14 protein-coding genes are annotated in these 19489 nt (G+C 71.0%); 4 read left to right on the top strand and 10 right to left on the bottom strand.

What is annotated here, in order from left to right; all coding sequences use genetic code 11:
- The first annotated feature begins 63 nt into the window (after positions 1-63).
- The gene (locus QA802_RS18155) at positions 64-762 is read left to right on the top strand and encodes a hypothetical protein (RefSeq protein WP_334523726.1); all 699 of its coding nucleotides are present in this window, start codon (positions 64-66) and stop codon (positions 760-762) included.
- 413 nt (positions 763-1175) lie between these two features.
- Here QA802_RS18155 and QA802_RS18145 read toward each other — a convergent pair whose 3' ends face one another.
- The 8 genes from QA802_RS18145 to QA802_RS18110 form a co-directional block, all read right to left on the bottom strand.
- Positions 1176-4370 carry an RICIN domain-containing protein gene (locus QA802_RS18145; protein ID WP_334523724.1) on the bottom strand — a complete coding sequence of 1065 codons (3195 nt, stop codon included), beginning with the start codon at positions 4368-4370 and terminating at the stop codon, positions 1176-1178.
- A gap of 90 nt (positions 4371-4460) precedes the next feature.
- Positions 4461-6278, bottom strand: a complete 1818-nt coding sequence (locus QA802_RS18140) for an amylo-alpha-1,6-glucosidase (protein ID WP_334523722.1) — start codon at positions 6276-6278, stop codon at positions 4461-4463.
- 140 nt (positions 6279-6418) lie between these two features.
- Positions 6419-7261, bottom strand: a complete 843-nt coding sequence (locus tag QA802_RS18135; protein WP_334534726.1) for a carbohydrate ABC transporter permease — start codon at positions 7259-7261, stop codon at positions 6419-6421.
- Positions 7262-7287: 26 nt separating this feature from the next.
- Positions 7288-8283, bottom strand: coding sequence for a carbohydrate ABC transporter permease (locus QA802_RS18130; protein ID WP_334523718.1), 996 nt, complete (start codon positions 8281-8283; stop codon positions 7288-7290).
- Between the two features lie 19 nt (positions 8284-8302).
- On the bottom strand, positions 8303-9547 hold the full coding sequence (locus QA802_RS18125) for a sugar ABC transporter substrate-binding protein (RefSeq protein ID WP_334523715.1): 1245 nt from the start codon (positions 9545-9547) through the stop codon (positions 8303-8305).
- Between the two features lie 207 nt (positions 9548-9754).
- Positions 9755-10840, bottom strand: coding sequence for a LacI family DNA-binding transcriptional regulator (locus QA802_RS18120; RefSeq protein ID WP_334523713.1), 1086 nt, complete (start codon positions 10838-10840; stop codon positions 9755-9757).
- A gap of 523 nt (positions 10841-11363) precedes the next feature.
- Positions 11364-12959, bottom strand: coding sequence for an IclR family transcriptional regulator domain-containing protein (locus QA802_RS18115; protein WP_334523710.1), 1596 nt, complete (start codon positions 12957-12959; stop codon positions 11364-11366).
- Between the two features lie 170 nt (positions 12960-13129).
- Entirely contained in the window at positions 13130-14446 is a 1317-nt protein-coding gene (locus QA802_RS18110; RefSeq protein ID WP_334523707.1) for a M6 family metalloprotease domain-containing protein, read from the bottom strand.
- 356 nt (positions 14447-14802) lie between these two features.
- Between QA802_RS18110 and QA802_RS18105 the strand changes: the two genes are divergently transcribed.
- The gene (locus tag QA802_RS18105; RefSeq protein ID WP_334523704.1) at positions 14803-15453 is read left to right on the top strand and encodes a TetR/AcrR family transcriptional regulator; all 651 of its coding nucleotides are present in this window, start codon (positions 14803-14805) and stop codon (positions 15451-15453) included.
- Positions 15454-15672: 219 nt separating this feature from the next.
- A complete protein-coding gene (locus QA802_RS18100) occupies positions 15673-17226 on the top strand; it encodes an MFS transporter (protein WP_334523701.1) in 1554 nt (517 codons plus the stop codon).
- Between the two features lie 24 nt (positions 17227-17250).
- Here QA802_RS18100 and QA802_RS18095 read toward each other — a convergent pair whose 3' ends face one another.
- The gene (locus tag QA802_RS18095) at positions 17251-17769 is read right to left on the bottom strand and encodes a MarR family winged helix-turn-helix transcriptional regulator (protein ID WP_334523698.1); all 519 of its coding nucleotides are present in this window, start codon (positions 17767-17769) and stop codon (positions 17251-17253) included.
- A 150-nt stretch (positions 17770-17919) separates the two neighbouring features.
- On the opposite strand from QA802_RS18095, the gene QA802_RS18090 reads away from it, so the two are divergent.
- Positions 17920-18729, top strand: a complete 810-nt coding sequence (locus QA802_RS18090; protein ID WP_334523695.1) for a dioxygenase family protein — start codon at positions 17920-17922, stop codon at positions 18727-18729.
- Between the two features lie 102 nt (positions 18730-18831).
- On the opposite strand, the gene QA802_RS18085 is transcribed toward QA802_RS18090, so the two are convergent.
- Positions 18832-19383 carry a GNAT family N-acetyltransferase gene (locus tag QA802_RS18085; RefSeq protein ID WP_334523692.1) on the bottom strand — a complete coding sequence of 184 codons (552 nt, stop codon included), beginning with the start codon at positions 19381-19383 and terminating at the stop codon, positions 18832-18834.
- Between the last annotated feature and the right edge of the window lie 106 nt (positions 19384-19489).

Here is a 19489-nt window from a genome sequence, read left to right as displayed (position 1 = left end):
GGTGGTCCGCACGTACGGCTCGAGCATCGCCCTGGTGCAGCTGAACCGGGCTCCCAAAGGGGGATGAGCGACATCAACACCGGAACGCTTGACGAGGTCAACGGCAGCTTCGCCACGCTCGGGTGGGCCAAGCCCTTCATCAGCCGTGGCACGGTCACCCGAGAGGTCACCTGGCGGCGGGGCGACATCTCGCGCTCCACGTCCGTGTCCGGCTTCAGGCCGCTAGTGGCCACGCGAGCCGGCGTCGCACTCAAGGGCGCACTCGTCGTCGCCGTGCTCGTCTCGGTGGGCTCCTGCGGTTCCCCGGAACCGCGGGGGTCCGCTCCCGGGACGGACGGCACCTCGGCGGGCTGCGAGATCCGTGACACCACACAGCAGGTCGCCGACCGTTTCTCCGCACTGGGGAAGGTCGTCAGCACCGAGTGGTGTGCGATGGACCTCACCGGCGGCTCGTCCCGCGTCCCCGGCCCGAGCGACATCAGAATGGTCGGCTGCTTCGAGACCACGGCCGCGGACATGCAGAAGATTCTCGGCGGCTCCGGTCGGACATTCCAGAAGGCTGAGCCCGAGGACATTCCCGACCCTCTCAGTGGCTCCGTGGGCGGGAAGACCGAGTGGGTGACCAGCCCCGAAGTGAACGAGGAGATCACGGGCGGTCTGTACACCGCGACGTTCTATTTCGACCGTGATTCCCACAAGGTCCTCTTCGACAGCGTCAACCCGACCCGGACCGCGGACGAGGGGGCCGTGGTCGGAGGCTGAAGCCCCCCGCAGGCCCCCGCAGGCCCCGGGAGGTCTGCCCTCCCCGGCTGCGGCCCTTGTGCTACGGCGGACTGTTCTTGGCATCCGCCCCGGCCGTCAGGCCCGGCAGGCCTGCCAGGCCTGTCAGGCACGCCAGGCTCCGTCCGGCCCGGTCCGGGGGCGTGCCGGGCGGTCAGCGCAGCGCGCTGCCGGACGGGACGTCGAGGAGGCCGGCAGTTCGTCACGGTGCGGGAGGCCTTCCCAGTCGCCGCGGGAGCCGACCGAGAACGCGGCGGTGGTGCAGGCCCGCCGCAGCCGTTCTTCCGCGGGGAGGCCGTCGAGCAGTCCGGACAGGTGGCCGGCGCAGCCGCCGACGGAATCCGTCCGCCGGGCCGCCTCCCGCCGGCCCGGGGGCCGGCGGGAGGCGGGGGTGATCAGGACCTGCCGGACAGGCGCCAGATCTGGTTCCTCTTGGTGGTCAGCGTGCTGCCGGTGTCGCAGGTCCACTGGTGGACGAGGGCGCCGGGGGCGGTGGAGATGGTGCTGACGTCGACGCACTTGCCGCTGTGTACGGCGACGAGCTGGTAGTCGTGACTGTTGCCGAGCGCGGTCACCGGACGGAGGGTGAACCGCTGGTTGCCGCCGCCGGTGCAGGTCCACTGCTGGACGGCGGCGCCGTTGGCGGTGGAGACGGCGGAGATGTCGAGGCACTTGCCGCTGGAGTGGTTGACGACGGTGTAGGTGTCGGCGACGCCGGTGACGGGGTGGAAGTCGAAGATCTGCTCCTGCCCGCTTCCGCAGGTGTTCTGCCGGTACTGGGTGCCGTCGGCGGCGGACCCGGCGGGGTTCTCGAGGCAGAGCGAGCTGTGCTGGGCGACGGCCGTGGAGGAGAATCCGGTCGCGGCGCCGATGTGCAGGTTCTGCGGGGCGAAGGAGATCTCGTCGAGGTGGGGCGCGGAGCTGGACCGCATGGGCTGGCCGATGTCGCTTCCGCCGCCGGAGTAGACGACGCCGATGGTCGTGCCGTCGTAGTTGTAGAGCTGGGAGGCGGTGAACTTCACCGTGTTGGCGCCCTTGGCCAGGGTCACCGGGACGGTGTGGGTGGCGAACTGGTTCCAGTGCAGGGTGCTGGCGAAGTTGACGCGGGTGGTGGCGCCGCCGTTGACGCTGACGTCGGCGTGCTCGGCGTACAGGTCGGGGTTGTAGTGGTTGGAGGGCAGTTCCTCGGCGTTGGCGTAGCGCATGGTCATGGCGTAGGTGCCGGCCGTGGGCGCGTTGACGTTGAGGGTGAGGGAGTTGGCGGTTCCGTTGCCGATGCCGGTGACGACACCGCCGTCCGCCTGGCTGTAGGTGGTGTCGGCGGCCGCGGTGCCGGTGAGGGCGCCGTCCTCGGCCTGATAGGTGACGACGTTGCCGGTGGTGACGGCGTCGCCCGCGCCGAACGGGGTGACGGCCAGGTCGTCCAGGGTCAGGGTGCCGCTGACGCCGGTGACCTCGACCTTGTTGATGCCGGCGGTCAGATGGACCCGGTTGGCGGAGGTGGACCAGGCGTTGGCCGTCGTGCCGGCGAGGATCTGGTCCTCGGCGGCCCTGCCGTTGACGGTGAGGGCGGCCCGGCCGGTGTTGCGGTAGCGGGCTGTCAGGTCCGCGTAGCCGTCCTGCGCGGAGTAGACCCAGAACGTCGCGGACCTGCCGGAGGTGAGGTTCACCGCGCCCGCGCCGGACTGGCCCTGGGCGGTGTAGGCGGCGGCGGCGCTGTGGGAGAGGTTGGCCTGCTCGGCCTCGTAGAGCGTGGTGCCCTGGACGGCGGCGTCCTTGTAGCGCAGGTCGATCTTGTCGATGATGGCGTCGCCGTCGGTCTTCGCGCCGTTGTCGCCGGTGGTGGCCAGGGTGATGGTGTGGCTGCCCGCGGTGAGGTGCACGGTGGTGTCGCTGTGCCCCCAGACCACCCACTGGAAGCCCACCGGTATGTCGATCCGTCTCGAGGCGCCTCCGTCGACCCGTGCGTACACGTTCGTCGGGCCCTTGACGTCCGGGTCCTTGGCGTAGCTGTTGCCGAACACCGACAGGTCGTAGTCACCGGTGGTGGGCACGGAGACGGGGAAGGAGATCACCGTCGTCGAGCCGGTGCGCAGCCCGCCGACGTCCTTGGTGCCGGAGGTGGCGAACCCGCCGACGTTGCCGGTCGTGCCCTCGGTGTTGATGTTGTAGCCGCTGCCGCTGAGGGTGGCGTTCTCCGCCTCGTACGAGCCCGTCCAGGTGCTGTCGGAGGCGGTTGCGCTGCCGGTGCCGCCCGGGGAGACGACCACCTGGTAGGCGGACATGCGGTCGAGGGTGATCGGGACGGTGATCGAGCCGTCCGAGCCCACCGCGACGTCGGCGTCGGAGAGCCGGGTCGGGGTGGCCGCCGCGCCGAGGTAGCCGCTGTAGCGGTCCTGGAACACGCTGACGTGCACGGTGCTGCCGAAGACCGCGGGGTCGATGTTCTTGATGACCGTGTCGGAGGCGCCGCTGGTGCCGCCGCCGGCGAGGATCACGCGGGCCTGCTTCTTGGCCGTGTCCAGGCTCGCCAGGCCCTGGAGGGTGTACGCGGCGTCGGCCCCGGTGCTGGTGACGTCGACGGTGTCGCCGCCCTTCATGGAGCTGTACCAGTTGTACAGCCACCACTGGGCGTTGGGCGTGTTCTGGGCGGCGGCGGAGTCGCCGAGGTTGCCGTTGATGTTCCAGTACGGCAGGTTGCCGTCGACCTTCTCGTCCTCGAGGGCCGCGATCCACTGGACCATCTGGCCGGGGTCGGTCAGGTGGTACCGGTGGGCGTACTCGTTGAGGTTGACGGTGATCGGGGAGGTGATCCCTGCGGCGGTCTCCACCGCGCGGTAGGCGTCGACGGTGCTGCGGACGCCGGCCGGGCTGCCCAGGGTGTGCCAGGTCACCACGTCGGGCAGGCAGTTGTTGGCCTTGCAGTAGGTGAGGAAGCCGCTGAGGGAGGAGTCGCTGTAGCCGGCGCTGTTGGGCCCCGCGAGCCGCGCCTGGGGCCAGAGGCCCTTGATGAAGTTGTAGGTCTGGCGCCACTCGGCGTTGAAGTTGGCCAGTGCCGTCGCGTTGGTGCGCATGCCGTTGAACCAGCCGATGTCGGGCTCGTTGTAGGGCACGAAGACGATGTGGCTCGCGTAGGGGCTGGCCTTCGCCTGCTCGACCTGCTTCTTCATGTTCGCCTGGTATTCGGCGTAGCTCGCGCGCTCGTACGTGTTGCGGTACACGTCCGTCATGTAGATGAAGACGTCCCTGCCGCCGTTGTCGACGAAGGGCTTGGCGATCTCCAGGGCGTCGGAGCCGGGGTGCTGCTGTCCGTCCTGGTACTTGGTGTTGGTGGTCGTCAGCCCCATCCCCTCGATGAGGTTGTCGGTCGGCACGTCCGGGCCGTACAGGCCGTACAGCGCCCCGGAGGCGCCGCCGCGGAAGGCGCCGGTGGTGGCGCCGAGGTCGACGGTGAGGGTGGGGTTGGCGGCGGAGGCCGGTGTCGCGGTCACGGTGGTGACGCCGGCCATGACGGTCAGCGGGAGCAGCGTTCTGGTGATGCCGTGGAGGAGGCGTCTCTTGGCCGAGCGCCTTTGCCCGAGTCTTGGCATGTGCTTACGTCCCTTCAGGGATTGGGCTGGTCGGTGCTGTGCCGGCCCCCGTGCCGGACGTGTGGGTGGGTGTGTGCCGCCGCCCGAGGGTCAGGCGGAGGCGGTGACGGCTGCTCCGGCGGTCCCGGCGGTCCCGGCGGTCCCGGCTGCCTCGGCTGTTCCGGCCGTCCCGGCTTCCGCTCCGCGGCGTTCGTGGTCGCGGGCGAGGAGCAGGTAGGCGGCGGCGGTCCAGGTGTAGGCGCGGTCGCGCAGTCCCTCGCCGGTCAGGGCGTCGAAGTTCTCGGCGAAGCCGGAGGTCTCGCACAGCGCGCGGAAGCGGGCGCTGATCTCGTCCGCGAGGCGGGTGTGCCCGGCGCGGCGCAGGCCGTCCTCGACGAGGACCGTGGTGGGGGCCCAGATGGGGCCGCGCCAGTAGCCGTCGGGCTCGTAGTGGGGCGAGTCGGGATGCTCGGTGGCCAGGCCGAACGCGGTGAGGTGGGCCTCGATGCGTTCGGCGAGCCGGTCGCGGACCGCGCCGGGCAGACGGTCGCCGAGCACGATCGGCATCAGGTCGAGCAGGCTGGCGCTGGCGGTGCGGGCTCCGCCGTGCGCCGGACGGCTCAGGAACCGTTCCCCGTCCCACAGTTCGTCGAGCAGGGCCGCCTGGAGGGCGTCGGCCGTGCCGGCGCGGCGGCGGGCGTCCTCGGGGAAGCCCAGTTCGCCGGCCAGCAGGGCCAGTTCGTCGAGCTGGAGGATCAGCAGGGCGGTGAGGTCGGCGGTGACGGCGAGGCGTCCCGGGTCGAAGGCGGTGGAGTTGTCCCAGCCGCTGTCGTTGCCGTGCTGGTAGTGGGGCAGGGCGGTCCCGGGGGCGCGTCGCGCGGTGAGCCAGAAGTCCGTCCAGCGGGTCAGTCTGTCGTACGCCTCGGTCAGCTGCGCCCGGGTGAGCGGCTCGGGGAGCCGTCGGCGCAGGCGGCCGAAGGCCCAGCCGTGGACGGGCGGTTTGACGAAGTTGTAGAGGACCTCGGAGTGGGTGACGGAGTCGGGGAGCGCGCCGCTGTCGTCCTGGTGGTCGAAGGGGAGGGAGAACTGGTCCCAGGCAAGCTCGGGGCAACCGGGGGCCAGGGCGAGGGCGTTGAAGCAGTGGTCCCAGCTCCACACCTTGTCCATCCAGTGCTTGGACATCAGCACGGCGGGCCGGGTGACCAGGCCGGCCGGGAGCACGGTCGCCGACCACACCACGTAGGAGGCGAGTTCGGCGGCCGGGGTGGCGGCCGAGCGCCAGGGGGCGACCGTGTCGGCGAAGCCGGCGAACGCCTCCCGCGCGGCCTCCCGGACCTCTGCGAACGTCGTGGAGGTGTGGAAGGGCGGTCGTGCGGCGTCGAATTCCTCGATCGCGATCTCCCACGAGCCGTCGGCCCCGGCGGAGACCGTGAGGCCGCGGTCGCCGTCGCCCAGCGCCTGGGAGCCGGAGACGGCGGTGACCGTGCCCGACAGCACGGTGATGCGGTAGCGGCGGCCGGTCTCGTACGAGGTGAACACGTGCGCGTCGTCCACCGGGTCGCGGTAGAAGTAGGTCCCGCCGAACGGGGTCAGGGCATGCGCCGCCGCGGCGACCCGCAGGTCCAGTCCCTCGCCGTGCACGCGCACGGTGTCCGGCGACTCGTAGGCGAGGTCCACGCGCCCGGCGGCGCCGGTCCAGCCGAGCAGGCCCGGCGTCGCCTCGACGGCGGTCTCCGCGCGCCCGCCCGTCGCCGCGTCGAGGGGGACGAGGCGCAGGACGGCGTGCATGCCGTTCTGGTGCGAGACGAGGTGGAGGTCCTCGGCGCGCGTCCGCTCCGACAGCACGGGGGAGACGCCGAACCAGGAGCCGTGCGTGCTGAAGGGGATGTCGTGGACGGAGAAGGCCGGGCCGGCCGGTGCGGCGGTCATGGAGGCGGCACTCATTTCTTGTGCGGGGGTGGTCGGCGGGTTCGCGGTCCGTCGCACGGGACGACGGTGCGCGCGCTGCGGCTCGTGGGGAGCACGGCGGCACTGGTGGGGCCGGCGGCACGGGCGGGGGCCGGTGGGCGTCAGTCCTTGACGGCGCCGGCGGTCACGCCAGCGGCGACGTACCGCTGGGCCAGGACGAGGATGACCGCGGCCGGCAGTGAGGCCACGACGGCGGTGGCCATGATGGCGTTCCACTGCTGGTTGTTGTTGCCGATGTAGTGGTAGATGCCGAGGGTGATCGGTTCGTGCGCGCCGCCGTTGACGAGGGTGCTGGCGAAGATGAAGTCGGACCACGACCACAGGAAGGCGAACAGGGAGACCGTGACGACGGAGTTGCGGCTCATCGGCAGGACGATCGCCCAGAAGGTGCGCAGTGGTCCGGCTCCGTCCGTCTTCGCGGCCTGCAGCAGTTCGCCGGGGATGCCGGACATGAACGCGGTGAAGATGAGGACGGCGAACGGGACGGCCAGCGTCGAGTCGGCGACGATCAGGCCGGGCACGGACTGCAGCAGTCCGAGTTGCAGGTAGATGGCGTAGAAGCCCATCGCCATGATGATGCCGGGGATCATCTGGGCGGCCAGCAGGACGAAGCCCAGGACGCCGCGACCGCGCGGGCGCAGTTTGGCCAGCGCGTAGCCGGCGGGCGCGGCCAGCGCCACGGTCAGGGCCACCGTGCCGAGGCCGATGACGAGACTGGTGCCGAGGTAGGGCAGTTGCTGGTCGACGACGGCCCGGTAGCCCTCCAGGGTCGCGTGGGCGGGGAACAGGTCCGGCGGGCTCTTGCGCATGTCCTGGTCGCGGGTGAAGGACACGTTGAGCATCCAGTAGACCGGGAAGAGCATGACCGCGGTCAGCAGCAGGCCGACGGCCGTCTTCACCCAGGTGCGGCGGCGACGGTTCGAGGCGGTCCGCGCGTGCGTCATGACCGTGCCTGCTTTCTGTGCGTGCGTCATGACAGTGCCTGCTTTCGCTGGACCCGGACGTGGATCAGGCCGAACACCAGGGCGGCGACGACCAGCAGGTTGCCGACGGCCGCTCCGGGGCCGAAGGAGGGCAGCAGATTGCCGAAGCCGAGCTGGTAGGACCAGGTGGCGAAGGTGGTGGACGAGTCGGCCGGACCGCCCTTCGTCATGATCCAGATGATGTCGAAGACCTTGAGCGTGTAGACGAGGCCCAGCAGCAGGGTGATCGCGGACACCGGACGCAGCAGGGGGAAGGTGATTCGCCAGAAGCGCTGCCAGGCGTTCGCTCCGTCGAGCGCGGCCGCCTCGTACAGCCCGGCGGGGATGGACTGCAGACCGCTGTAGAGCACGACCAGGTTGAAGGGGACGCCGATCCAGATGTTCGCGATGATCACCGAGGCCAGTGACCAGGACGGCGAGGTCAGCCAGTTCACCGGGCCGACCCCGACGACGTGCAGGGCGGTGTTGACGATGCCGGAGTCGCTGTTGAGCATCCACGACCAGGTCGACGCCGACACGATGAGCGGCAGCAGCCACGGCACCAGGAACAGCGCGCGCAGGGTGGCGGAGAGCCGGAAGTGCTGGTTGAAGAAGACGGCGAGCGCCAGGCCGATCGCGTACTGGAAGACCAGGCACACGGCGGTGAACACCGCTGTGTGCAGCAGCGCCGGAGCGAACGTCGGGTCGTCGAGGACGGCCCGGTAGTTGGCCAGGCCGGTGAACGGCGCGTCGCCCCGCACGAAGGACCGGACGGTGTAGTTGCGCAGGCTCAGGTCGATGTTGCGGTAGAGCGGATAGGCGTAGAAGAGGACGAGGTAGAGGGTCACCGGGGTGAGGAACGCCCAGGCGGCCCACTGCGGGGAGGCGGGCCGGCGCCGGGCCCGGGTGCGGTCCGGTGTGCGGGCCGGGGGCGGGGCGGCGGACGCCGCCCCGTTCCGGTCGGGCGCCGGCCGGCGGTCCGGCGGCGTGGTCGTGTGCTTCATCGGCTGGCCGGCGTCCCTGTCACTTGGCGGCGGACTGGGCTGCGGTCAGCGCGTCCTTCGGTGACGCTGACCCGCTGAGGGCGGACTGCACGGCCTTCCACAACTGCTCCGAGATCTTGGGGTACTTGGTGCCCAGGTCGTCGCTGGTGCGTCCCTTGGCGGCGTGCACCGCGTCGACCCACGGCCCCAGCGCGGGGTCGGCCGCGACCTGCTTGCCCTGGACCTCGGCGGTGGGCGCCACGTAGGACAGCGTCGTGTCGGTGGCGAGCAGGTTCTCGCTGCTGCTCAGACAGGACACGAGCTTCTGCGTGGTGGCGTAGCGGCCGGTGTCGTCCTGCACCGGGACGGTGACGAACTCACCGCCCGTCGGGGCCGCGGCGTCGCCCCCGGTGGCGGCGGGGACGGGGATGACGCCGTAGTCGAAACCGGCCTTCGCGGCGCCCGCGAGCTGCCAGGTGCCGTTCTCCGCGAACGCGTAGTCGCCGGTCGCGAACTCCTGCCAGCTGGTCGTCTGGGTGTTGTTGATCACCGAGTTGGGGGCGTAGCCCTTGTCCAGCCAGTTCTTCCACAGCGACAGCGCGGAGACGGCCTGCTCGGAGTCGAGCGCGGTCAGCTGTGCTCCGGAGCCCCAGTACCAGGGCAGGAACTGGAAGCTGCCCTCCTCGGTGCCGATCGCGGAGAACGTGATGCCCTTCTTGCCCGCTCCCTTGACCTTCGCGAGCGCCGCCGTCAGCGACTTCCAGTCCTTGACAGAGGAGATGTCCACCCCGGCCGCCTTCAGCACCGCCTTGTTGTAGTACAGGGCGAGGGTGTTGGCGCCGATGGGCGTGCCGTACGTCTTCCCGCCCGACTGGCCGGCCGCGAGCAGGTTGCGGTCGACCTTCGAGACGTCCAGCCCGGTGTCGTCGGTCGAGGTCAGCACGCCCGCCTCCGCCAGCGTCGACACCACCGGGTTGTCGACGATGAGGACGTCCGCGGAGTTGCCCTGCTGCGCCGCCAGCAGTGCTTTGTTCGTGAGGTCACTGGTGTCGAACGCGGTCCGCTTGACCTTCACGCCGGCCGCGGTGCCGCAGCCGTCCAGCAGCTTCGCCCACGCCGAGCTCTTGTCGAACTGGGGATAGGGGTCCCAGATGGTGAACGTGCCGCCGTCCGCGGCCTTCGTGGACGAGCCGCCCGCTCCGGACGAGCACGCGGTGGCGCCCCCGGTGACGGCGACGACGGTCAGGACTGCGGCGGTGAGACGCCGTCCGGCGGATCTGTTCATGGCGTGTTCCTCAATGGTTTTCGGCACGGGTGTGCCCTGGGATCGGCACGGCTGTGCCCGGGGGATCGGCACAGACATGGGTGTGCCGTGGAATCGGCACCGGTGTGCCGGGAGAAGGGTGATCTGAGGGTGAGAGGAGGGGCCGGGGTGACGGCCGCGGGTGCGAGGGGTGGAGCGTGGGGCGCCGGGGGAGGTGCCCCCTGAGGGCTAGAGGTGGGTGGCGGAGCCGGGGTCCGCTCCGGATTCGGCGGGGGTGGGGCCGGCGGGGGTGGGGCCGGCAGGGGTGGGGCCGGCGGGTCCGGTGCTGGCCCGCAGTGAGATCGGCGGGGCGAGGAGGCGGTGCCGGGCCGGTGTGTCGGGGTGGTCGAGCCGTTCGACGAGCAGCTCGACGGCGAGGCGGCCCATCAGCTCCGCCGGCACGTCGGCCGCGGTGAGCTGCGGGGTCACCGTCTCGGCCCACCGGCCGGCCACGACCCCGGTGACGGAGAAGTCGCGCGGCACATGGCGGCCGGCCTGCGCCAGCCCTCGGTAGAGACCGCCGAGCGCGGCCTCGTTCAGCGTGACCAGCGCCGTGGTGGCGGGGTCGTCGTGCAGGATCCGCTCCAGGCAGGCGAGGCCCGAGGCGGCGTCGTCCCCGCAGCAGTACGTCCTGACGGTGAGGCCGCGTTCCGCCGCGGCCTTGGTGAACCCGTCGAGACCCCGGTGGGCCGATTCGTAGCCGGCCCGCAGGAGCTGCTCGGGCCGGTTGACGAAGGCGACCCTGCGATGGCCCAGGTCCGCGAGGTGGTGCACACAGGCCGCCGCCAGCGCCGTGTGGTCCAGCGCCACCCACCAGCTGCCCTGCGGGTTGCCGGTGCGGCCGATGGCGACGGCGGGGAAGTCCAGCGCGGTGAGGTGCTCGAGCCGGTCGTCCTCCAGCCGGATCTCCATCAGGATCGCGCCGTCGACCCGCCGTTCGCCCAGCAGCCGCTGGAACGAGCGGTCGCTGTCCATGCCGCTCGGCGAGAGCAGCACGTCGTAGTCGTAGGCCGCGGCGGCCTCCGTCACGCTGCCGATGAAGTCCAGCTGCATGCCGGTGTAGTGGTTGCCGGCGGGCGGGAAGACCAGACCGATGGTGTTGGTCCGGCCGTTGGCCAGGGCCCGCGCACTCGCGTTGGGCTGGTAGCCCAGCTCGTCGATGACCCGCTGGATCTTGTCGCGGGTCTCCTCGGAGACGGGACGTTTCCCGCTGAGGGCGTACGACACGGTGCTCCGCGAGACACCGGCCCGCTTGGCGATCTCACCGATGTTCACGGGACTCCTTGCCGGGATCGATCGAACCGGTTCGATGATTCTGGGGAACCGAATCGGCTGGTGCCGATCGTCGAACCGGTTCGCGTGAAGTGAAGGTAGGAGCAACCCGGACGGGTGTCAACGCCTCGCGCCGGAATTCTCGTAACGCTCCGGAAACGTCGGCGGGTGCCGGTGCGCGGCCTGCCCCGGTGCGGCGCGGGCCCTGTATTCCACCAGGTCGGGGGGTGATCGGCGGCCGGAGTACACCCCCCCGACCTGCGAGGCGGGGCGGCCGGGCCCTGGAGAGGGGCGGACGTCGGTAGGCGCCGGTCGGCGTCGGGGTCGGCGTGCGGGTCGGCGTCGGAGCCGACGCGGAGCCGCCGCGGGGCGGCGCGGGGACGGCGGGGGTGACGCAGGACGGCAGCGGGAAGCCTGGAAAGGGTCGGTGTGCGGAGTGTTGTCGGCGGGTGTCTCCGGTGCTAGCTTCGTCGAACCGGTTCGATTAACTGTCGTGTCGGGAAGCGAGGGGCCTGGAGCCGATATGTCAGGTCAGCGGGACGTGGGTGAAGCGAGCCGCCGTGTGGAGGTCGGTCTCGATGCGTGCGGCCGTCGCCCGCAGGGCCGGGAGGACGTCCCGCAGGCACTCCTCGGCGGTACGGCGGGCGACGTGGGTGGCCGCGTTCAGGGCGGCGACCGTGCGGCCCGCACGGTCGCGGATCGGGACGGCGATCGCGCGCACCCCCTGTTCGAGTTCCTCGTCCGCCAGGGCGTACGCCGAGGCCGGGTCCGTGGGCGCGGCCAGCAGCACCCGGCCCATCGACGTCGCGTGGGCGGGGAGCCGTGTGCCGACGCCGACGTCCACGCTCGTGACGTGGCTCGCGGCGGTACGGGCCGTGTACTGGATCTCCTCGCGCGACGCGGTCAGCACCGCCAGCGACGTCGTCTCCCGGATGTCGTCGGCCAGTGCCGCCAGGTGCGGAGCCGCGATCCGGGGGAGCGAGGTGCGCGAGAGCGGTGGGAAACCGAGGGCGAGGACCTGGGGGGTGAGGGCGAACGTGCGGGGGGTGGCCGGTCTCACCAGGCCCAGGTGTTCGTAGGTGATCAGCGCCCGGCGGGCCGTCGCCCGAGCGAGGCCCGTCGCCTTCGCGACCTCGGTGAGGGTGAGTTCGGCCCTGCCCTCGCCGAACGCCGTCAGGACGGTCAGGCCCCGGGCGAGGGACTCGATGAACTCGCGGCCCAGTTCCTGCTTGGACGCCCCCGTCCAGACGGCAAGTCCCGCGGGCGGCGGGCCGGACCGGGCGGCCGGCGCCCGGCGCAGTTCGTCCTCCATCGCCGCGACGGCCGTCCGCAGCCGCGGGAGCAGCGTGCCGCGCAGATCCGCCGCCGTGTGCCGGCTCGTGTGGCTGACGACGCTCGCCACGCACGCGATCCGCCCGGTGCGCGGGTCGCGGACCGGGACGGAGACGGCCACCAGGCCCGCTTCGATCAGCTGGTCGTCAAGGGCGCAGTCCTCGTCCGCGGCCAGCGTCGTCCGGCGGGCGAAGCCGTCGTCGTCCGAGAGCGCGGGGGGCGGTGGCGGCACGGCCGGGAAGGCCCGGTCGTCCGGGTCCGCCGTGCGGCGGGCGCGCCAGGACCGCCACTCCTCGTCGGTCCACTCGGTGGCGAACAGCGGTCCCGGCGCGGTGCGTTCGGCCGGCAGCAGGTCGCCGATGCGAAAGCTCAGGGACATCGCGCGGCGACGGGTCGCCTGGTGGATGAAACGGATGCCGTCGCCGTCGGCGACGGCCAGGGACACGGACTCGTCCAGTTCGTCGGCCAGGGCGTCCGCGTGCGACGACAGCAGCGCGGGCAGGCGCAGGGCGGCCAGATAGGCGTTGCCCAGCTCCATGACGCGGGGGGCCAGCACGGCGTCCCGGCCGTCGAGGCGGACGTACCCCATGCGGGCGAGGGTCGCGACGATCCGGTCGACCGTCGAACGCGCCAGACCGGTGCTCCGCTCCAGCTCGCTCGGACTCGCCGTGCCGCCCGCGCCGGTCAGCTGCCGCAGCACGGCGACCCCGCGGATCAGCGGCGTGACCGCCTCCGCCGGAGCGGCGGCCCGGGGCGGCGGGGCGGGTGCGGGCGTCCTGGTCGCGGGCATGGGGTGGATTCTCCGATACGGGTGGTACGGGTGGTACGGGCTGCACGGGCGGTACGGGGGCGCGCCCTACGGTAGCCCGGGGCCGACCCCGGCACCGGCCGGTCACCCGGTGCCGGGGCCGGGGCTGGGGCCGTGGCCCGGGTCGGGGCCGACCTGCCGTCCCCCCTTGCCTACCGTCTCGTCACCCGCACCCGGTATCCGTCCTCGGGGTCCGCCTCCGTGACCGTGATCCGGATGCCCCTCTTCAGGTCCTTGAAGGTCCCGCCCGGGGCGAAGGGGGCGTCGGAGAGTTCGGCGTGGACGTTCGGGCTGCGGGTGCAACCGCCGCTGTCGGGGCTGGAGTCGTAGACCGTCACCGGGCCCATGCCGGTGTCGACGTCGGCGTCCACCTTGTAGACGAGGACGCCGGGGCGGCACACCGACTCGTCGTTCCCGCCGCGTGCGCGTGTCTCGACGGCGTACCCGGTGCGGTCGGTGAGCGGGACGAAGACGAGTTTCGGGCCGCCCGCGCGCGCGAGGGGCGTCAGCCGGTACTCCCGCGTGCCCGGTGTCGCCGCGCAGGCGATCTGGGAGGCGTCCAGCCAGCCCAGTTTCCACTTGTGCCAGCCGAGCAGGTCGTTGTTGGCCCCCCAGTCCTCGCTCATGATGTCCCAGTGGCCGACGGCCCCGCCGCCCTCCTGGGTGTAGAGGTCGGGGAGGCCGAAGACATGGCCGTTCTCGTGGGGCAGGACCCGGTAGCCGGTGCGGTCGTAGGAGCCGGAGCCGTCGTCCTGGCGGGAGTAGACGAACGAGGCGTTCGCGACCGACACCCCGTCGGCGACCGGCGCCTCCGCGTTCCCGGCGAACGTCACCGACAGGACCGTGTCCAGCGCGGAGGGGCCCGCGTTCGGGGTGATCAGCACGTTCAGGAGGTCGTACGCGCGGAAGTCCACCGCCGGGTCCGCGGCGCCCACGATGTCCTGGACGAGTTCGCGGTACCCGGGATCGAAGGGCGCGCCGCGCTCTATGCCGTACGCGTGGAACGACTTGGGCATGCGCAGCCAGCGCCGGACGGGCGTCTCGGAGCGGTAGTCGAGACGGCCGTAGGACGCCGTGCGGAACCACTGCTCGGTCTGCGGGAAGAACTCGCGGTAGCGGCTGAGCGCACTGCCCCGGCCGGGCGCGTCGGAGAAGTCGACCATGAGGGTGAGGGCGCGGACGACGCCGGTGGAGCGGGAGTAACCGCCTGCGGTGGGCACGCCTTCGGACATCTGGACGGACGCGCCCCCGCTGATCATGCAGGGGGCGAGGGCGGAGGTGCGGGCCACCGTGAGGGGGCCGGCCCCTGCCGTCGTCGAGCCGGGGTCCGGGGCGAGGTGTCCGCCGCCAGCGGACGAGCTGAGGGCGAGCGTCAGGACGGTGACGGAGGTGAGCGCGGCGGCGCGGCGGCGCGGGCGTATCCGGCGGCGGACAAGGTCCCGGGCGCTGCGCGCGGGCTGCGGCTGCATGCGGGGGCCTTTCGCTCCGGGCAGCCACCGGTCACCGGCTGCGTCCTGATCACTGCCTTCTCGTCGCTGCGGTCTCGTCACGGCGGTCTCGTCGCTGCGTCCTGATCACCTCCTGATCACCCTCTTCCGGAGCGCACGCGGGCGCGCGCTGAAAGAGACCGATCGTGGGTTACCGGTCGGTAGGGAACGCGGTAGAGATTGTGGTCCAGGTCACATCGAAAAGTTCCGGATCCGGGAAATAACCGGGGACGCCGTCCCCGTTTGGCTAGAGTGAAACGGGGATTCGATCCCCGGATCGCAGCACCAGCCGTCCGTGACGCACCACGCGTCACACGAACGACAGACAGGAGTACGCCGTGCAGACCGCGACCGCGATCCCCGCAGAGCGCAAGGCGACCCGGCCTCGCGCCGACGCCCTGCGCAACCGGGAGCGGATCGTCTCCGCCGCCCGCGAGATGCTCACCGAGTTCGGCCCCGACGTGCCGCTCGACGAGATCGCCCGCCGGGCCGGCGTGGGCAACGCCACGGTGTACCGCAACTTCCCCGACCGGGATGCTCTGGTCCGCGAGGTCGTCTGCTCGGTGCTGGACCGTACGGTCCGGGCCGGACAGATCGCCCTCGCCGAGACCGGCGACGCGTTCGGGGCGCTGGAGCGGTTCGCGCACGCCGCGGCCGACGAGCGGATCAGCGCGCTGTGCCCGATGGTCTCCGGCGCCTTCGACGAGCACCACCCCGACCTCCAGGCCGCCCGCGAACGCGTCGAGCGGATCATCGAGGAGGTCATGGACCGCGCGAAGGCGGCCGGGCAGCTCAGGCCCGACGTCGGCGTGGGGGACGTCATGATCGGGGTGGCCCAGCTCAGCCGGCCCCCGGTCGGCACGGCATGCCCGAGCGCCGACCGGTTCGTCCACCGCCATCTCCAGCTGTTCCTGGACGGACTGCGGGCTCCCGCCCCCTCCGTGCTGCCGGGCGCGGCCGTGACCATGGAGGATCTGCGCCGGTCCTGAGCGGCCGGCCCCTGACCGATTGGTTTTCCGTACCCCGGCAGTCACCACCGAGCAGTCACCACCGAGCAGTCACCACGAGGACGTGTCACCGAGCGGCTGTCACAAAGGCGTGCGGCCGGCCGTCATGGAAGACGTGCCACCTCGTCACTCCGCCGCCTCTTCTCCCTTACTTCAGATCGTTCCGTTTTTCCGTCACGAAGTCCCGAAGCGGGTATTCCCATGTCTGAAACAGCCCAGAAGGCCTCGGCCTCGGCCCCGGTCCCCGGCAAGGGGAGCGGGCCGGACGCCAACCGCTGGAAAGCGCTGGCCTTCATCGCCCTCGCCCAGTTGATGGTCGTCCTCGACGCGACCATCGTGAACATCGCGATGCCCTCCGCCCAGCAGGACCTGGGCATCTCCGACGGCAACCGGCAGTGGATCGTCACCGCCTACGCCCTCGCCTTCGGCGGTCTGCTGCTGTTCGGCGGCCGCATAGCCGACCTGTGGGGCCGCAAGCGCGCCTTCGTCGTCGGCCTCGGCGGGTTCGCCGCCGCCTCCGCGCTCGGCGGCGCGGCCGTCAACGAGGCGATGATGTTCGGCGCCCGCGCACTCCAGGGCGCGTTCGGCGCGCTGCTCGCGCCCGCCGCGCTCTCCCTGCTCGCCGTGATGTTCACCGACGCCAAGGAGCGCGCCAAGGCGTTCGGCATCTACGGTGCGATCGCCGGTGGCGGCGGCGCCGTCGGCCTGATCCTCGGCGGCTTCCTCACCGAGTACCTGGACTGGCGCTGGACGTTCTTCGTGAACATCCCGTTCGCGATCGTCGCCGCGGCCGGCGCGTACTTCGTCATCCGTGAGCCGGAGGGTGGCCGCAACCGTTCGCCGCTCGACATCCCGGGCGTCATCCTCTCCACCCTCGGTCTGGTCTCCCTGGTCTACGGGTTCACCCGCGCCGAGTCGGAGGGCTGGAGCGACTCCACGACCATCGGCATGTTCGTCGCGGCCGCCGTCCTGCTGGGCGCCTTCGTGATCGTCGAGTCGAAGGTCAAGGCCCCGCTGCTGCCGCTGCGCGTGATCACCGAGCGCAACCGCGGCGGGATCTACCTCTCCCTCGGCCTCGCGATCATCGCGATGTTCGGTCTGTTCCTCTTCCTTACCTACTACCTGCAGATCGTGAAGGGCTACACGCCGGTCAAGACCGGCTTCGCCTTCCTCCCGATGATCGCGGGCATGATCACCGGCTCCACCCAGATCGGCACCCGTCTGATGACCCGGGTCGCCCCGCGCCTGCTGATGGGCCCCGGCTTCCTGGTCGCCGCCCTCGGCATGCTGCTGCTGACCAGGATGGAGATCGACACCTCGTACACGACCGTGCTGATGCCGGCGATGCTGCTGCTCGGCCTCGGTATGGGTACGGCGTTCATGCCGGCCATGTCACTGGCCACGTACGGCATCGAGCCGCGGGACGCCGGTGTCGCCTCCGCGATGGTCAACACCTCGCAGCAGGTGGGCGGCGCGATCGGCACGGCCCTGCTGAACACCATCGCCGCGTCCGCGACGACCTCGTACATCAAGGACCACGTCGCCGGCGCCGCCTCCGAGCCCCAGCAGCAGCTGGTGCAGCTGGAGGGCATGGTGCACGGCTACACCAGCGCCATCTGGTTCGCCGTCGGCATCCTGGTGGCGGCCGCCGCCATCGCCCTGACCTTCATCAACGCCGGCAAGCCGGACATGGGCGCGGTCGCGGGCTCGGGTTCGAAGGACGCCGAGGACGCGGTGCCGGTGATGGTCCACTGACCCGTTCGGGCGACTGAACAGGTCCTAGCGGAGCCAGGGCAGGTCCGCACCCGCTTCATTCGGCTGAAGTCCCTCGGCGATGATCTGCATGATCTCGCCGAGGGACTTCTGCTGTTCCGGGGAGAGGCGGTCGAACAGGGCGTTGCGCACGACGGCGACATGGCCGGGCGCGGCGCGCTTGAGCATGTCCAGGCCCTGGTCGGTCAGTACGGCGAACTGGCCGCGCTTGTCGGAGGGGCAGTCCTCGCGGCGCACCCAGCCGTTCTTCTCCAGACGTGCGATGGCGTGCGAGAGGCGGGAGCGGGTGATCTTGGCGTGCATGGCCAGTTCGGTCATCCGCAGCCGTCGCTGGGAGGACTCGGCGAGCTTGACCAGAAGGCCGTAGTAGACGTGCGGCATGCCCGCATCGCGCTGCAACTGCCGGTCCATGTGGTCCTCGAGCAGGGTGGTGGCGTGCACGTAGAAGCGCCAGACGAGCTGCTCCTCTGCGGTGAGCCAGCGATGCTGCGGCTGCTCGTCGACGGATGTGGGTGCCTTCTTCATGTGCTCCACTGTAAGCGCCCGCTCCTTGAATTTTAAATCATTTGGGAATATGCTCATGGCTGTTGACGTTTTATATTTCAATCAATCATCGCTGATCGACGTCGTGCAGGAAGCCCGGTTCGGTCCGCGTCCCTGGAAGGAGTAGCCGCCATGTCTGCCGCAGCTCAGGAGCGCACCCTCCCCCAGGAACGCATGCCCACGCTCTATCTCAGTCATGGCGCCCCGCCGCTCGCGGACGATGCCGTCTGGCCCGGCGAACTCGCCGCCTGGTCGGCCGGCCTGCCCCGCCCCAAGGCGATTCTGATGGTCTCCGCCCACTGGGAGGAGGCCCCGCTCGCCCTCGGCGCCGTCGACCCCGTCCCTCTGGTCTACGACTTCTGGGGTTTCCCCGAGCACTACTACCAGGTGACGTACGACGCCCCCGGCGCGCCCGCGCTCGCCGAGAGCGTGCGCAAGCTGCTGCGCGCCCCGGGCATCCCCGTACAGGACATCCCCGACCGCGGCCTCGATCACGGCGCATACGTCCCGCTCGTCGAGATGTTCCCGGCCGCCGACATCCCGGTCCTGCAGATCTCCATGCCGACGCTCGACCCCGTGAAGCTGATGGACATCGGCCGCAAGCTCGCGCCGCTCCGCGACGAGGGAGTCCTGATCGTCGGCTCCGGTTTCTTCACCCACAACCTGGCCGCGCTGCGCCACCCCGGCGGGGGAGTGCCCACCTGGTCGGAGGAGTTCGACGACTGGGGCCGGCGCGCACTGGAGACGCGTGACTGGGACGGTCTTCTCGACTTCCTCCACAAGGCCCCGGCCGGCCGGTACGCCCATCCGCGCACCGAGCACTTCGCCCCGCTCTTCGTGACCATGGGCGCCGCCGAGGTGACCGGCGAGCTGGACGCGCAGAAGCCCGTGATCGACGGGTTCTGGATGGGGCTGGCGAAGCGGTCGGTGCAGTTCGGCTGAGGAGCGGGACGGCTCGTCGGGACCGCGGGCGACGGCCGCCCGTCTGCGTCTGCGGTGTCGCGTCGGCGGTGAATCGCGGCCGTGTCGGTGCTGCGTCGGCGCTCAGAGGTCTTTCTCGTACCAGGCCACGTCCCAGTAGCGGCCGAACTTCCGGCCGACCTCCCGGTAGGTGCCGACGTGCCGGAACCCGAAGCGTTCGTGCAACCGCACGGACGCTTCGTTGGGCTGTGCGATGCCCGCGTACGCGCGGTGCAGGTCCTCGTCCGCGAGCGCTTCGAAGAGCGCCTTGTAGAGCAGTGTGCCGATGCCGCGCCCGCCGGCGTCCGGAGCGACGTAGACCGTCACCTCCACCGAGGTGGAGTAGGCCGCCTTTGGGCGGTAGGGGCTGGATGTGGCGTAACCCAGGATCCTCCGTGAGGTCCGTTGCCGAGACCCCCGGATGTCCTGTGAGTCCGTTTCTGTGGCAACCATCAGACGGTAAGGCCCGTCTACAGGGTGGGAGAGCAGCCAAGGACGTCGTTCTTCCGGACGGAAGACCGCCGTGTCGAATGTGATGGGCGTCTCACGTACGTAGTGGTTGTAGAGGCTGGTGAGGGCCTCGAGGTCAGCCTCGGTTCCTGGTCTGACCTGCACTTCTGTACGTTCCGACATCATCGGCCCTCCTCGAGTGGGCAGACAGGGTACTGCAAGATCATCAAATTCGGGGTGCTGGTGGGGAATTCTGTCCTGATTCCAGTCGTTGTTTCCATCAGATGCCGGG

This window comes from Streptomyces sp. B21-105 (assembly GCF_036898465.1).
Taxonomy (GTDB): Bacteria; Actinomycetota; Actinomycetes; order Streptomycetales; family Streptomycetaceae; genus Streptomyces.
Note: the sequence above shows the minus strand (reverse complement) of the source record. Positions and strands in the feature narration are given on the sequence as shown.